This is a genomic window from Streptosporangium sp. 'caverna', from assembly GCF_003203775.1.
Taxonomy (GTDB): Bacteria; Actinomycetota; Actinomycetes; order Streptosporangiales; family Streptosporangiaceae; genus Streptosporangium; species Streptosporangium subroseum.
The window spans coordinates 5,836,791-5,853,010 of record NZ_CP029711.1 but is presented as its reverse complement, the minus strand read 5'-3'; the positions used below and the strand labels follow the sequence as shown (position 1 = coordinate 5,853,010).

The window sequence follows — 16,220 nt, the reverse complement described above, 5'->3', positions numbered from 1 at the left end:
CCTCACGCACTGTCTTGTAACGCCCGAGAACTCGCGGAGGAAACATGGCAAGGTCCGTTGACCAGATTGTTGAGGCGCTGCGCGCCTCGCTCAAGGAGAACGAGCGGCTGAAGCGGCAGAACCGCGAGTACGCCGAGGCCGCGGCGCAGCCGATCGCGATCGTCGGGATGGCCTGCCGCTACCCGGGCGGGGTGCGATCACCACAGGACCTGTGGCGCCTGGTGTCGGAGGAACAAGAGGTGATCTCGCCGTTCCCGGTGAATCGCGGCTGGGACGTCGATGCGCTCTATGACCCGGACCCTGATCATTCAGGTACTTCCTATACGCGTGAGGGTGGTTTCCTGCACGACGCGGACCTCTTCGATCCCGCGTTCTTCGGTATTTCGCCGCGTGAGGCGTTGGCGATGGATCCGCAGCAGCGGCTGTTGCTGGAGGTGTCGTGGGAGGCCATCGAGCGGGCGGGCATTGATCCCTCCTCGCTTCACCGGTCCCGTACGGGCGTGTACGCGGGGGTCATGTATCACGATTACGGGAGCCGGGTCCCGCACCCGCCCAAGATCGTCGAGGGGCATTTGAGCGCGGGGAGCGCGGGGAGTGTGGCTTCTGGCCGGGTTTCCTACGTCTTCGGGTTGGAGGGTCCGGCGGTGACGGTGGACACCGCGTGTTCGTCGTCACTGGTGGCGTTGCACCTGGCGGTGCAGTCGCTGCGCAGTGGTGAGTGCGATCTCGCTCTGGCGGGTGGGGTCACGGTGATGCTCACTCCGACCACTTTTGTGGAGTTCAGTCGTCAGCGTGGGTTGTCTCCTGATGGTCGGTGTAAGGCGTTCGCGGCGGCGGCTGATGGGACGGGCTGGTCTGAGGGTGTGGGGATGCTGCTGGTGGAGCGGCTGAGTGATGCGCGGCGGTTGGGGCATCGGGTGTTGGCGGTGGTGCGGGGTTCGGCGGTGAATCAGGACGGGGCCTCGAATGGGTTGACGGCGCCGAATGGGCCGTCGCAGCAGCGGGTGATTCGGGCGGCGTTGGCGCAGGCGGGGTTGGCTGAGCGTGATGTCGATGTGGTGGAGGCGCATGGGACGGGCACTCAGTTGGGGGATCCGATTGAGGCGCAGGCGTTGCTGGCGACGTATGGGCAGGGGCGTGATCCGGGGTGTCCGGTGTTGCTGGGGTCGGTGAAGTCGAATATCGGTCATACGCAGGCGGCGTCGGGTGTGGCGGGTGTGATCAAGATGGTGGAGGCGATGGCGCGTGGGGTGGTGCCGGCGTCGTTGCATGTGGATGAGCCGTCGCCGCATGTGGATTGGTCGGCGGGCTCTGTTGAGTTGGTGACCGAGGCGCGGCCGTGGCCGGAGGTGGGTCGGGTGCGGCGGGCGGGGGTGTCATCGTTCGGGTTCAGCGGGACGAACGCGCACGTGGTGCTCGAGGCGGCCCCGGAAGAAATGGCTCCGGCTGAGGTGGGTTGTTCGCTTTCGGTGTGGCCGTGGGTTGTCTCGGGCCGAGATGAGAGCTCGTTGCGGGCGCAGGCCGGGCGGTTGGCGGGTTGGCTGGCGGCTGATCCGGGGGTTGATGTGCGGGAGGTGGCGGCGGTGCTGGCGACGGGCCGGGCGGTGCTGGAGCACCGTGCGGTGGTGGTGGGCGCTGAGGTGGAGACGATTCGTGCGGGGTTGCAGGCGGTGGCCGCGGGGGAGGCGGCTCCGTCGGTGGTGATGGGGTCGGGGGTCGATCCGGTCATGGCGGTGTTGTTCACCGGTCAGGGCAGTCAGTGGGCGGGGATGGGCCGGGAGCTGTATGCGGGGTTCCCGGTGTTCGCGGAGGCGTTCGACGAGGTCGAACAGCTGACGGGCCTGCCGCTGCGCGAGGTGGTGTTCACCGCCGAGGAGCCGGGTGGTGCGCTGGATCAGACCGGGGTCGCGCAGGTGGCGATCTTCGCCGTCGAGGTGGCGTTGTGGCGGCTGGTGCGGTGGCTGGGGGTGCGGCCGGACGCGGTGACCGGCCATTCCTTGGGCTTGGTGGCGGCGGCGTATGCGGCGGGGGTGTTGTCGCTGGCGGATGCGTGTGTGTTGATCACTGCTCGGGCGCGGTTGATGCAGGGGTTGCCGGCGGGCGGGGCGATGGCCGCGGTGGAGCTGCCCGAGGACCAGGTCATCGGGCGGTTGCCGGAGGGTGTGGCGCTGGCGGCGGTCAACGGTCCGTCGTCGGTGGTCATCTCCGGTGCGGCCGGGGCGGTGGATGAGCTGGTGGAGGGCTGGCGGGCCGAGGGGGTGCGGGTCAAGCGGCTGACAGTCAGCCACGCGTTCCACTCGCCGCTCATGGATCCGATGTTGGAGGAGTTCGCGGCCGCGATCGCGGGTCTGGAGTTTGCTGATCCGTTGATGGGTGGTCTGCCCGCGGGGGTGGCGTCGGCGGAGTTCTGGGTGGCCCACGTACGGGAGCCGGTGCGGTTCGCCGACACGGTCATGGATTTGCATTCCAGGGGGGTGAGCCGGTGGCTGGAGCTGGGGCCGGATGGGGTGCTGAGCGCGCTGGTTCAGCGGAGCGTTGATCCCGAGGGTCAGGTGTTCGTGCCGGTGATGCGGCGGGGCAGGGACGGGGTGCGTGGGTTGGTGGAGGGGTTGGCGCGGTTGCATGTGGCGGGGGTGGTGGTGGATTGGCGGCCGTTGCTGGGTTCCGGTGGGTCGGTGGATGTGCCGACGTATGCGTTTGCGGGGGAGCGGTTTTGGTTGGAGGCCGGTGCCGGGGCGGTGGATGTGGCGTCGGCGGGGTTGGGGGCTGTGGGTCATCCGTTGCTGGGTGCGGTGGTGACGCTGGCCAGTTCGGGGGAGCGGGTGATGACGGGGCGGTTGTCGTTGGCCGCGCAGCCGTGGTTGGCGGATCACGCTGTTTTGGGGACGGTGCTGTTTCCGGGTGCGGGGTTGGTGGAGCTGGTGTTGCGGGCGGGGGTGGAGGTCGGTTGTTCGGTGGTGGAGGAGTTGTTGTTGCGGGCTCCGTTGGTGTTGCCGGAGTCGGGTGCGCGTGTGGTGCAGGTGGTGGTGGGTGGGGATACGGGGGATCGACGGCCGGTGCGGGTGTTTTCCTGTGCTGAGGGTGATGAGGGGCCTGGGGCGTGGGTGTTGCATGCGGAGGGGTCGCTGACGGATGCGACGGCCGCGGTGACGGCTGTGGATCTGAGTGTCTGGCCGCCCACCGACGCCATCCCCCTGGAGACCGGCGACGCGTACTACGACGAACTCGCCGGCGTCGGGCTGGAGTACGGGCCGGTCTTCCGCGGGTTGCGGGGGGTGTGGGAGCGGGACGGTGAGGTGTTCGCCGAGGTCGCGCTGCCGGAGTCGGCCTGGTCGGATGCCGGGGGGTTCGGCATCCACCCCGCGCTCCTCGACGCGGCCCTGCAGGCGATCGGGTTAGGCGACTTCATCAGCGACCGGGAATCCGGGCTTCCCTACCTTCCTTTCGCCTGGAACCAGACGACCTTGCGCGCCACCGGGGCGACGGTCGTGCGCGTCAAGATCACGTGTGCCACTCGGGACACCGCGTCTCTGGTCGTCGCCGACGTGAACGGAGACCCCGTCCTTGAGATCGGCTCCCTATCGCTACGTCCGGTGTCGGTTGAGCAGTTGGGTGGTGGTGCCGGTGGTGGTTTGTTCGGGGTGGAGTGGGTGTCGGGTGTGGCTGGGTTGGGGGAGCCGGATGGTTCGGTGGTTGTGGTGGGGGGTGGGTGTGAGGGTTTGGCGGGTGTGGTGGGTGGTGTGTTGGTTGAGGCGATAGCGGACGCGGCGGGGGTGGTCGCGGGTGCTGGTGGGTGTGTGGTGGTGGGTGCTGGGTGGGGTGAGGCCGGGGATGTGCTGGGGGGTTTGCGGGCGGAGTCGGCCGCGGTGCTGGGTGCGGTGCAGGGGTGGCTGGCCGATGAGCGGTTCGCGGGGTCGCGGTTGGTGGTGGTGACGCGGGGTGCGGTGTCGGCTGGCGGGGCCGGTGTGGTTCCGGGGGTCGGGCCGGTGTGGGGGTTGGTGCGGGCGGCGCAGGCGGAGCATCCAGGGCGGATCGTGCTGGTGGATGTGGATGATGCGGTGGAGTCGTGGCGGCTGGTGGCGCGGGTGGCCGAGTCGGAGGCGGCGGTGCGTGGCGGGGAGGTGTGGGTGCCGCGGCTGGCGCGGGTGGAGGCCGCGGGTGGGGCATCGGTGGGTGGGGTGTTCGGTTCGGGGACGGTGCTGGTGACGGGGGGCACCGGCGGGATCGGGGCGGTGCTGGCGCGGCATCTGGTGGTGGTGCATGGGGTGCGGTCGTTGTTGCTGGTGAGCCGGCGGGGGCTGGATGTTGCTGGTGCGTCGGAGCTGGTGGCGGAGCTGGCGGGCCTGGGCGCGGAGGCGGTGGTGGCCGCGTGTGACGTGGCTGATCGGGACGCGCTGGCGGCGGTGCTGTCGGGTGTGTCGTTGTCGGGGGTGGTGCATGCGGCCGGGGTTGGTGGTCCTGGGCTGGTCGAGGCGCTGACGGTTGGGCAGCTGGCGGAGGTGTTGGGTCCGAAGGCGGACGCGGCGTGGCATTTGCATGAGCTGACGGCCGGGATGGAGTTGGCGGCGTTTGTGATGGTGTCGTCGGCGGGGGGGTTGGTGCTGGCGGCGGGTCAGGGCAGTTATGCGGCGGCGAATGTTTTCTTGGATGGGCTGGCGGAGTATCGCCGTTCGCGGGGTTTGCCGGCGGTGTCGCTGGCGTTTGGGCTGTGGGATATCGACACCGGGATGGCGCGGGGGTTGAGCGAGGTCGATCGCGGGCGGATGCGTCGTCAGGGGTTGCCGCCGTTGGCGGAGCGGCAGGCGCTGGCGTTGTTCGATGCCGGGGTGGGTGGGGGCCGGGCGGTGGTGGTGCCGTTGCGGGTGGATGGTGCGGTGTTGCGGCGTTGGGAGGGGGAGTTGCCGGCGTTGTTGCGTGGGTTGGCTGGTCGGGCGGGTGGCCGGGTGGCTCGGGTGGTGGGTTCGGGGTTGGCGGGCCGGTTGGCGGGTCGTGACGCGGCGGGGCAGCAGGCGTTGGTGCTTGCCGTTGTTCAGGAGCGGGTCGCGGCGGTGTTGGGGCATTCGTCGGCGGTGTTGGTGCCGGCGCAGCGGCCTTTTCAGGAGTTGGGGTTCGATTCGTTGATGGCGGTCGAGTTGCGCAACAGCTTGGCCGAGGTGAGCGGGTTGCGGTTGCCGGCGACGCTGGTTTTTGATTACCCCACGGCGCAGGCGGTCGCTGAGTATGTTCTGGGGCAGCTGGCCGGGCGGGTTCGGGTGGCGCGGCCTACCGCGGTGGCTCGGGTGGTGGCCGATGATCCGATCGCGATCGTCGGGATGGCGTGTCGGTATCCCGGTGATGTGACATCACCGCAAGATCTATGGCAACTCGTCATGGACGGCCGGGACGGAATTTCCCACTTCCCAGACAACCGCGGATGGGATATCGACCGTCTTTACCACCCGGACCCGGAGCATCACGGAACGACCTACACGAAAGACGGTGGCTTTCTGCTCGGCGCCGGATATTTCGACGCGGAGTTCTTCGGTATTTCGCCGCGTGAGGCGTTGGCGATGGATCCGCAGCAGCGGCTGTTGCTGGAGACCTCCTGGGAGGCCATCGAGCGTGGCGATATCGATCCGACCTCACTGAGCGGGTCACGCACCGGCGTGTTCGCCGGGGTCATGTACCACGACTATGCCTCGGGCCTTCACGAAATTCCGGACGAACTCGAAGGCTATATCGGAACCGGAACCGCGGGGAGTGTGGCGTCGGGGCGGGTGGCGTATTCGCTGGGGTTGGAGGGTCCGGCGGTGACGGTGGACACCGCATGTTCGTCATCACTGGTGGCGCTGCACCTGGCGGTGCAGTCGCTGCGCAGCGGCGAGTGCGATCTCGCTCTGGCGGGTGGGGTCACGGTGATGGCGACCCCGGGCACCTTTGTGGAGTTCAGTCGTCAGCGTGGGTTGTCTCCTGATGGCCGGTGTAAGGCGTTTGCGGCGGCGGCTGATGGGACGGGCTGGTCTGAGGGTGTGGGGATGCTGCTGGTGGAGCGGTTGAGTGATGCGCGGCGGTTGGGGCATCGGGTGTTGGCGGTGGTGCGGGGTTCGGCGGTGAATCAGGACGGGGCCTCGAATGGGTTGACGGCGCCGAATGGGCCGTCGCAGCAGCGGGTGATTCGGGCGGCGTTGGCGCAGGCGGGGTTGGCTGAGCGTGATGTCGATGTGGTGGAGGCGCATGGGACGGGCACTCAGTTGGGGGATCCGATTGAGGCGCAGGCGTTGCTGGCGACGTATGGGCAGGGGCGTGATCCGGGGTGTCCGGTGTTGCTGGGGTCGGTGAAGTCGAATATCGGTCATACGCAGGCGGCGTCGGGTGTGGCGGGTGTGATCAAGATGGTGGAGGCGATGGCGCGTGGGGTGGTGCCGGCGTCGTTGCATGTGGATGAGCCGTCGCCGCATGTGGATTGGTCGGCGGGCTCTGTGGAGTTGGTGACCGAGGCGCGGCCGTGGCCGGAGGTGGGTCGGGTGCGGCGGGCGGGGGTGTCATCGTTCGGGATCAGTGGGACGAACGCGCACGTGATCATCGAGCAGGCGGCCCCGCAAGAGACGACCCCGCAAGAGACGACCCCGCAAGAGACGACCCCGCAAGAGACGACCCCGCACGAGACGACCCCGCACGAGACGGCCCCGCACGAGACGACCCCGCAAGAGACGGCCCCGCAAGGGAGGGCCCCGGAAGGGATGTCTCCGGGGGCGGTGGCCGTGGGTGTGGGTGGGCCGGTGTCTGTCGGTCCGTCTGTGGTGCCGTTGGTGGTGTCGGGTAAGACGCCGGGCGCGGTGGCGGAGATGGCGGCGCGGGTGCGTGCGTTCACCGCGGGTGCGGGGTTGGCCGCGGTGGCGGATGCGGGGGCGGGGTTGGCGGCGCGGGCGGTGTTTGAGCATCGGGCGGTGCTGGTGGATGGGGCGGTTGTCGAGGGGACGGCCTCGGCTGGAGAGCTGGCGGTGTTGTTCACCGGCCAGGGCAGTCAGTGGGCGGGGATGGGCCGGGAGCTGTATGCGGGGTTCCCGGTGTTCGCGGAGGCGTTCGACGAGGTCGAACAGCTGACGGGCCTGCCGCTGCGCGAGGTGGTGTTCACCGACGAGGAGCCGGGCGGTGCGCTGGACCAGACCGGGGTCGCGCAGGTGGCGATCTTCGCGGTTGAGGTGGCGTTGTGGCGGTTGGTGGGGTGGTTGGGGGTGCGGCCGGACGCGGTGAGTGGTCATTCGGTGGGGTTGGTGGCGGCGGCGTATGCGGCGGGGGTGTTGTCGCTGGCGGATGCGTGTGTGTTGATCACTGCTCGGGCGCGGTTGATGCAGGGGTTACCGGCGGGCGGGGCGATGGCCGCGGTGGAGCTGCCCGAGGATCAGGTCATCGGGCGGTTGCCGGAGGGTGTGGCGGTGGCGGCGGTCAACGGTCCGTCGTCGGTGGTCATCTCCGGTGTGGCCGGGGCGGTGGATGAGCTGGTGGAGGGCTGGCGGGCCGAGGGGGTGCGGGTCAAGCGGCTGGCGGTGAGTCATGCGTTTCACTCGCCGTTGATGGAGCCGATGCTCGAGGAGTTCGCAGCGGTACTGGAGGGGCTGTCGTTTCATGATCCGGACATCGCAGGCCTTCCGCCGCGGGTCAACGAGCCGGAGTTCTGGGTGGCCCACGTACGGGAGCCGGTGCGGTTCGCCGACACGGTCGTGGATTTGCACTCCAGGGGGGTGGGCCGGTGGTTGGAGTTGGGGCCGGATGGGGTGTTGAGCGCGCTGGTTCAGCGGAGCGTTGATCCCGAGGGTCAGGTGTTCGTGCCGGCGATGCGCGCGCGGCGTTCGGAGTCCGTCACCTTGCTCACCGCGTTGGCCACTTTGTGGACGCATGGCACCCCCGTTGATTGGGCTGCCTTGTTCGCCTTCTGGAACGCCTGCCCCGCACCCGACCTCCCCACCTACCCCTTCCAACACGAATGGTTCTGGCTGGAGGGCGGCCCCGCGAGCAAGAACGGGATGCCGGCGGACGAGCTCCGATATCGAGTCGAATGGCGGGTCATACCGGAACCCGCAGTGGCGAGCACGACCGGAACGTGGCTTGTGCTGGCGGATCCGGACACCCCCGAGGCCGACCTGCAAGGCCTGGCGGAGGCCGCCGCTGCTCTGCGGGCCGACATCCGCGTCATCAGGTCACCCGTCTGCGGGCCGCCCAAGACGATCGCGGATGATGTGGCGGCTCCGTCCCGTGTCGTCGGCGTGGTCTCCTTTCTCACCGGCGCAGCCCAAGCCTCCGCCCTGCTTGATACCGTCGCCGGATCTGGCATCATCGCTCCGCTGTGGACGCTGACCAGGTCGGCCGTCGCCGCCACGCCTTCGGACCAGATCAGCGACATCTACCGGGCCCAGGTCTGGGGCTTCGGAAGGGGCGCGGTCCTTGAACACCCCGACCGCTGGGGCGGAGTCGTCGACCTCCCCGACGGCTCGTTGGACTGGGGACGAGTGTGGGCAGTCCTCATGGCGCAAGTACAGGCCGGGGACGAGGCGGAGAGCGAGATAGCCCTCCGTGATCCCGCCCTCTACGCGCGCCGACTGGTGCGCGCCGACCGGGAGCATCCGGATGTCACCTCCGGGATCGACCCGGACGGTACGGTCCTGGTCACCGTCGACCGGAACCCGCTGACGCGAGTCGTGGTCCGCGCGCTGGTCGACAGCGGTGCCAAGCATCTCCTGCTGGTGGCCGACGAGGAGGTCCCTGAGGCTGACCTGCCGCCGACCCTGGATCAGACCACGACGACTCTGATGCGGTGCGACACAACGGATCGCGCGGCACTTGCCGCCTTGATAGGCAAGATACCGGCTGACCGGCCGCTGGCCGGCATCATCCACTTGGCGGGCGGCGCACCCGAGGACCGGCTCACCGCCGCGATCAACCTTCACGAGCTCACCATCGGCCACGACCTCTCGGTGTTCATGCTGTTCTCCTCGGCGGACAGCGTCTGGGGCGGAAGAGACCGTGGTGACGTCGCTGTCGCCGACGCCTGCCTGGAGGCGCTGGCGGCCCAGCGTCGCCAGGCAGGCTTGCCCGCCGCCTGTCTGGCCTGGGGGCCGTGCGTCGGCACCGAGCCGGACGGTGCGACACCGGAGCACTTGCGCAGCATCGGCCTGCCGCCGATGCCCGACGGCTTCGCTGGAGCCGCGTTCCGGCGGTCGCTCAAGGACGCCGGGCCGGGCCTCGTCATCGCCGACGTCGACTGGTCTCGCTTCGCTCCGTTGTTCGCCGGGACTCCTGCGGCGCGATTGCTCACGGAAGTCGCCGAGGTAGCCGCGCCGTTGTCCGGCGTGAGCGCGACGTCCGCGCGCGAATCGAGGGCCGGGGAAGAGCTAGCGCGGCGGCTTCACGCCGCCGATCCCGCCGAACGCGAGGCACTGGTATTGGAGCTGGTACGAGCGGAGACGGCGGGGATCCTCGGTCGCTCTGGTGCGGAGTCAGTCTCCCCGGAGGAGGCGTTCCAAAGACTCGGCATGGACTCCCTCATGGCCGTCGAACTGAGAAACCGCCTGTCCAGCGCCTCGGGCCGGAAGCTCCCGGCGACGGCGGTCTTCGATCATCCCGCGCCGGCCTCGCTCGCGCGGTTCCTGCTCGGAGAAGTGCTCCGTCACTGGCAGGGTGACGGAGCCGGCCCGGCAGCCGAGATCGACCGGCTGGAGGCCGCGGTGTCGTCGCTGCCGCCGGACAGCGACGAGCTGCGGCAGATCGCCGATCGGCTGCGCGCGCTGATGGGGCAGGTCGATTCGGCCCTACGCGTTCGGCCCGATCCGGGCGCCGAGAATGGCTTCGAATCCGCGTCTGCTGACGAAATGCTGGAATTTATTGAAAAGGAATTTGGTAAGTCCTGATCGACCCGTGTGTAGCTGGACAGGATGAGAGAGAATGGCGAGCCAGCAAGAGCTTCTCGAAAGTCTGAAATGGGTCAGCACCGAGCTTCGAAATGCGCGTAGCCGCGTGGAAGAACTTGAGCAGCGGCAGACTGAGCCGATCGCCATCATCGGCATGGCATGCCGTTTCCCCGGCGGGGTCGGTTCGCCGGAGGACCTATGGCGGCTGGCCGCCGAAGGCACCGACGCTATAGGAGACTTCCCGACGAACCGGGGCTGGGACACCGACCGCATTTATCATCCCGACCCTGACCACCCGGGAACCACGTACACCCGCCGGGGCGGATTCCTCTATGGCGCCGGTGATTTCGACGCCGAATTCTTCGGCATCTCGCCGCGCGAGGTTATCGCGATGGATCCTCAGCAGCGGCTGCTTCTGGAAGTCGTCTGGGAGACCTTCGAGTATGCCGGAATATCGCCCGACTCGGTGCGGGGAAGTCGTATGGCGGTATTCGCAGGAACCAGCGGTCAGGATTACTCGAACATTCAGGCTGCAATCCCCGAGGCAGTCCAGGGATACGCCATCACCGGCGCCGCAGCGAGCGTGATCGCCGGGCGGATCTCCTACTTCTACGGTCTGGAAGGCCCGGCGGTGACGGTCGACACGGCCTGCTCGTCGTCACTCGTCGCGCTTCATCTCGCCGCTCACTCGCTCCGTACCGGTGAGTGTTCTCTGGCGCTGGCCGGTGGTGTCACGGTCATGACCACTCCTGCTTCTTTCGTGGAGTTCGCGGGCCAGCGGGGGCTGTCGCCAGACGGCCGATGCAAGGCCTACTCCGCCGCCGCGGACGGCACCGGATGGGCCGAGGGCGCGGGAATGCTGCTGGTGGAACGGTTATCGGACGCCGAGCGGCTCGGACATCGGGTGCTGGCGGTGGTGCGCGGATCGGCGGTGAACCAGGACGGCGCCAGCAACGGCCTGACCGCACCCAACGGCCCCTCTCAGCAGCGGGTGATCCGGGCGGCGCTCGCGTCCGCCGGACTCACCGTCCGGGACGTGGACGTGATAGAGGGCCACGGGACCGGCACGTCGCTGGGGGACCCGATCGAGGCGCAGGCCCTGCTGGCCACCTACGGGCAGCGCGACGCCGCCCGGCCGGTGCTGCTCGGATCGCTTAAGTCGAACATCGGACACGCACAGGCGGCCTCCGGGGTAGGCGGCGTGATCAAGATGGTGGGAGCGCTACGGCAGGGCGTGGTGCCCAAGAGCCTCCATATCGATGAGCCGTCGCCGCATGTGGACTGGTCCTCCGGGGCCGTCGAGCTGGTGAAGGAGGCCACGCCGTGGCCGCAGACGGATCGCCCACGCCGGGCGGGGGTCTCGTCGTTCGGCGTCAGCGGGACGAACGCGCACGTGATCCTTGAGGCGGCCCGGGAGGACTCCCCGCCTCGCCCGGCTGACCTGTCGGATCCGGCGGAAACGCCGGCGGTGCCATGGCCGGTATCCGGCAAGACCGCAGAGGCGGCATACCAGCTGATCGACCGGCTCGCCGCCTGCGACGCGGGCGCACCTCTGGACATCGGCGCCTCGCTGCTGTCGCGGGCCGTGTTCGAGCATCGGGCCGTGGCCGTCGGGGAGTCGGTGGTCGCGGGGCGCGCGGCACCGGGGCGACTGGCGATCCTGTTCACCGGCCAGGGCAGTCAGTGGGCCGGCATGGGGCGGGAGCTTTACGACGCCTTCGGCGTTTTCGCGGACGCCTTCGACGCGGTCGAGGAGCTGACGGGGCAGCCGCTGCGCGAGCTGGTATTCGCCTCCGAACCAGACGAGTCTCTGGACCAGACCGGCGTCGCGCAGGTTGCGATCTTCGCGATCGAGGTCGCCCTGTTTCGACTTGTCGAATGGTTGGGGGTTCGAGCCGACGCTGTGGCGGGCCATTCGATCGGACAGATCGCCGCCGCGCACGTGGCCGGGGTGCTGTCGCTTCCGGACGCCTGCGCGCTGGTCAGAGCCCGGGCGGACCTCATGCAGAAACTACCGCCCGGCGGCGCCATGCTCGCGGTGGAGCTGTCCGCCGACGCCGTAGAGCGGACGCTAGGAAACCGGGCGCCGGGCGAGGCGGTGGCGATCGCGGCGGTCAACGGCCCGTCGTCGGTGGTCATCTCGGGCGAGCGCGGCGCCGTGGACCGATGGGCACAGCGGTGGCGAGACGACGGCGTCCGGGTCAAGCCGTTGACGGTCAGCCACGCGTTCCATTCGCCGTTGATGGACCCGATGCTGACGGAATTCGCAACGGTCGTCGCCGGCCTGACCTTCCAGCGGCCCTCGATCGGTGGATTGCCCAAGGAGGTCACCGAACCCGGATACTGGGTGCGGCACGTGCGGGAGCCAGTCCTCTTCAGCGACATGGTGGCCGGCCTGCGCGACCAGGGCGTGACCAGGTGGCTCGAGATGGGGCCCGACGGCGTCCTGACGGCGCTGGCACAGCGGATCGTCGACGACGGCGTGTTCGTGCCGTGCATGCGCTCGGGCCGTCCGCAGGTCGAGACGCTGTTGAGCGCGGTCGGCACCCTGTGGGCGCACGGGATCGGCGTGGACTGGGCCAAGTTGTTCGACGCCTGGGGCGGCCGCCCGATCGGCGGACTTCCCAGCTACCCGTTCCAGCGTCAGCGGTTCTGGCTCGATGCGACAGGCAAGACGGCGGACGTCACGTCTGCCGGACTGACCGCCGTCGACCACCCCCTGCTGAGCGCGGCGATGGAACTCGTGGGATCCGATGGATACCTGCTGACCGGCCGCCTCTCACTGAGCAGACATCCCTGGCTGGCCGACCACATCGTTCAGGGCCGCACGTTGCTGCCGGGCACGGCGTTCGTGGAAATGGCCATCCGCGCCGGCGACGCCGTGGGCTGCGCTCGGGTGGACGAGCTGACCATCCTTACTCCGCTGATCATCCCGGACTCCGGCGGGATGCGGATCCAGGTGGCGGTGACCGCCGCAGACGAGACGGGCCGGCGCGCGATGAGCATCCACTCGTGCCCCGACACCGACGGACTGTCCTCCTGGACCCAGCACGCGACGGGGATGCTGGCCGGCGGCGAGGTCGCGCGGAACGGTGCTCGCGAGCGATTCGACTTCCTGTCCTGGCCTCCGACCGGAGCCGAGCCGCTGGAGACGGACTCGCTCTACCCGGATCTCGCCGCCGCGGGCTTGCCGTATGGGCCGCTGTTCCGCGGCCTTACCCGGGCGTGGCGACATGGGGAGACCGTCCTGGCGGAGGTGGCTCTGCCTGAGGACGGGAGAGAGGACGCCGGTCGATTCGGCATCCATCCCGCGATCCTCGACGCCGCGCAGCATTCGATCGGGCTGCGGGACACCGGCTCCGAATCGGTTCAGACGCTTCTGCCGTTCTCCTGGTCCGGAGTCGAACTGCTCGCTTCCGGCGCGACGGCCCTACGGGTCCGGCTCGGGCCCGCCGGCGTCGGCGCGGTCACGATGGACCTGGCCGATGACGAGGGGACGCCGCTGGCGACGATCGAGTCGCTGACGCTGCGTCCCGCCGCGTCCGGTGCTCCATCCGCGGGTCATGACGAGTCGATCTTCCGCCTGGACTGGATACCGGCCCCGGCGCGGGACACGACGGGGAACGATGCGACGGGCAGCACCGCGGCCGTGGACGACGTGTTCGCCTGGTGCCCCGTTGCCGGCGGGCACCCGGTACAGGCGGCGCATGAGGCGACGGAGTGGGCACTGGGCAGGCTGCAGTCGTGGCTGGCCGACGAGTCTCCCGGCCGCCTCGTCATCGTGACCAGGAACGGGATGACGGACAGCGATCTGGAAGGAACGCTTCCGGATCTCGCGGCTTGTGCCGTATGGGGCTTGGTCCGGTCGGCTCAGTCGGAGAATCCGGGGCGGATCGTCCTGGCGGACGTGGATGAAACTATCGCGGACGGCGACGACGGCACGCTGTCGGCGGTCTTGTCGACGGCGTCCGGGGCCGAGGAGCCTCAGTTCGCTGTCCGCAACGGCCAGGTGCTCATCCCGCGGCTCGTGCGCGGCTCCTCCGGCGGTAGCCTCATCGCGCCCGCAAGCGGATTGTGGCGGCTCGATTCTGTGCGGCCAGGCTCGCTGGACGGCCTAGCGTTCGTCCCCGCGCCGGAGGCCGGGCGAGTACTGGAACCCGGCCAGGTGCGGGTGGGAATCCGCGCGGCCGGTGTGAACTTCCGCGATGTGGTCTTCGCGCTCGGCATGTATCCCGGCCGAGTGGTCATGGGCGGCGAAGCGGCGGGCGTGGTGCTCGAGACCGGGGCCGGGGTGGACGACCTCAGCGTCGGCGATCGCGTGATGGGCGTCGTCGAGGGTGGGTACGGGACGGTGACCGTGGCCGACAGGCGGCTGCTGGCCAAGATGCCCGACGACTGGTCGTTCGAGCAGGCGGCATCGGTCCCGATGGCTTTCCTGACCGCCTACTACGCGCTTGTCGACCTGGCGGGGCTGCGGTCGGGAGAGCGGCTGCTGGTACATAGCGCGGCCGGTGGGGTCGGCATGGCGGCCGTGCAACTCGCCCGCCATCTCGGCGCTGAGATCTTCGCGACCGCGTCGCCGGGAAAGTGGGACGCCGTCCTCGCGAGCGGGATCGATGCGGACCACCTCGCGAACTCGCGGACGCTGGACTTCGAGACCGAGTTTCTCCAGACCACTGCCGGGGCCGGGGTCGACGTGGTCCTGGACTCGCTCGCCCACGAGTACGTGGACGTCTCGCTGCGGCTGCTCCCGAGAGGGGGACGGTTTATCGAGATGGGCAAGACGGACATCCGCGACGCTGCACAGGTCGCAGCCGATCATCCAGGGGTCCGCTACCAGGCCTTCGACCTGATGGAGGCCGGGCCGGACCGGATCGCGGAGATGTTCGCCGAGCTGCTCCGGCTCTTCCGGGCAGGAGTGCTCGAACACATGCCGAGGAAAATCTGGGACGTGCGGGAGGCACCGCGGGCTCTGCGCTACGTCTCAGCGGCCAAGCACATCGGCAAGGTCGTCGTCTCCATTCCCGAGCCCGCCGGCTTCGGTTCTGGTCAGGTCCTGGTGACCGGGGCCAGCGGTGTCCTCGGGGGCCTGGTGGCTCGGCATCTCGCGGCGCGGGGCGTCGCGGACCTCCTGCTGGTATCGCGGCGCGGCGTAGACGCTCCCAGCGCGGCGGACCTGGCGGCGGACCTGGCCGACTTGGGGTGCCGCGCCGAGTTCGCCGCCTGCGACGTAGCCGACAGGGACGCGCTGGCGACGCTACTGAAGGACAGGCCCATCACCGCCGTCGTGCACGCGGCCGGCATCTCCGACGACGGAGTGATCAGCTCGCTGACCTCGGAGCGGATCAGCGCGGTGTTGCGTGCGAAGGCCGACGGGGCATGGTATCTGCACGAGCTGACCAAGGACCGGGACCTCGCGGCGTTCATCCTGTTCTCCTCCGTGACAGGCATCATCGGCGGACCCGGCCAGGCCTCCTACGCCGCCGCGAACACGTTCCTCGACGGGTTGGCCGCCTACCGTCGCCGGTGCGGCAAGGCCGCCCTGTCGCTCGCGTGGGGCCTGTGGGCGGTGGACTCGGCGATCACCGGTCATCTGTCCCAGACCGACCTGGCCCGCATGTCCAAAAGCGGGCTGGTACCTCTTCAGGTGGACGAGGCGTTGAGCCTGTTCGATACCTCGCTCGGGGCGCCGTATGCGCTGGCGGCTCCGGTGCGCGTCGACGCGGGTCGGCTGGAGCCTGAGCGGATCCCGCCCGTGCTGCGGGCGCTCGCCAGGCCCGGCATGCGACGCGCCGCAGCGGGGCCGGCCGGGGGGAATCTGGCCGCCAGGCTGGAGACGCTCCCCCCGGCGGAACGTAGACGCGCGCTCACCGACGCGGTGCTTACGCAGGTGGTCGCCGTACTCGGCCACTCCGGGACGGTCGATTCGGAGCGTCAGTTCAGCGAGCTTGGCTTCGACTCACTGACCGCCGTGGAGCTGAGGAACGAGCTGCAAACGACGACCGGCGTGCGACTGCCGGCGACGCTGGTGTTCGACTATCCATCACCGCAGATCCTCATCGAGTACCTGTCCGATCAGATGTTCAAGGATCTGCCGGCCGCCGCCCCCTTCGTGCTGGCCGAGATAGACCGGCTCGACGAGACCATCGCACGCGGGGAGATCGACGAATCCGAACTGCCGATGATCCTTCAGCGCCTGCAAGACCTTGCGGCCAGGTGGCAGCATGCCCGGGGCTCCATGGCATCGCAAGCCGAAGACCTCGAGACGGCCACGGACGACGAGCTTTTCGAACTGATCGACAAGGATTTCGGCGTGCGCTGACCCACACCCTACGA

The 16,220-nt window shown here is 69.2% G+C and carries 2 protein-coding genes; both read left to right on the top strand.

The genetic code is table 11. The annotated features are described in order from the left end of the window. The first annotated feature begins 44 nt into the window (after positions 1 to 44). On the top strand, positions 45 to 9,884 hold the full coding sequence (locus DKM19_RS52780; protein ID WP_110698990.1) for a type I polyketide synthase: 9,840 nt from the start codon (positions 45 to 47) through the stop codon (positions 9,882 to 9,884). Positions 9,885 to 9,918: 34 nt separating this feature from the next. Further along, positions 9,919 to 16,206 (top strand): type I polyketide synthase, encoded by a 6,288-nt coding sequence (locus DKM19_RS25875; protein ID WP_110698989.1) that lies wholly within the window; start codon positions 9,919 to 9,921, stop codon positions 16,204 to 16,206. Positions 16,207 to 16,220: the final 14 nt, after the last annotated feature.

Bases quoted from the DNA above. Each gene is read 5' to 3' on its own strand.
- DKM19_RS52780 (WP_110698990.1), top strand. From the start codon at position 45: ATGGCAAGGTCCGTTGACCAGATTGTTGAGGCGCTGCGCGCCTCGCTC.
- DKM19_RS25875 (WP_110698989.1), top strand. From the start codon at position 9,919: ATGGCGAGCCAGCAAGAGCTTCTCGAAAGTCTGAAATGGGTCAGCACC.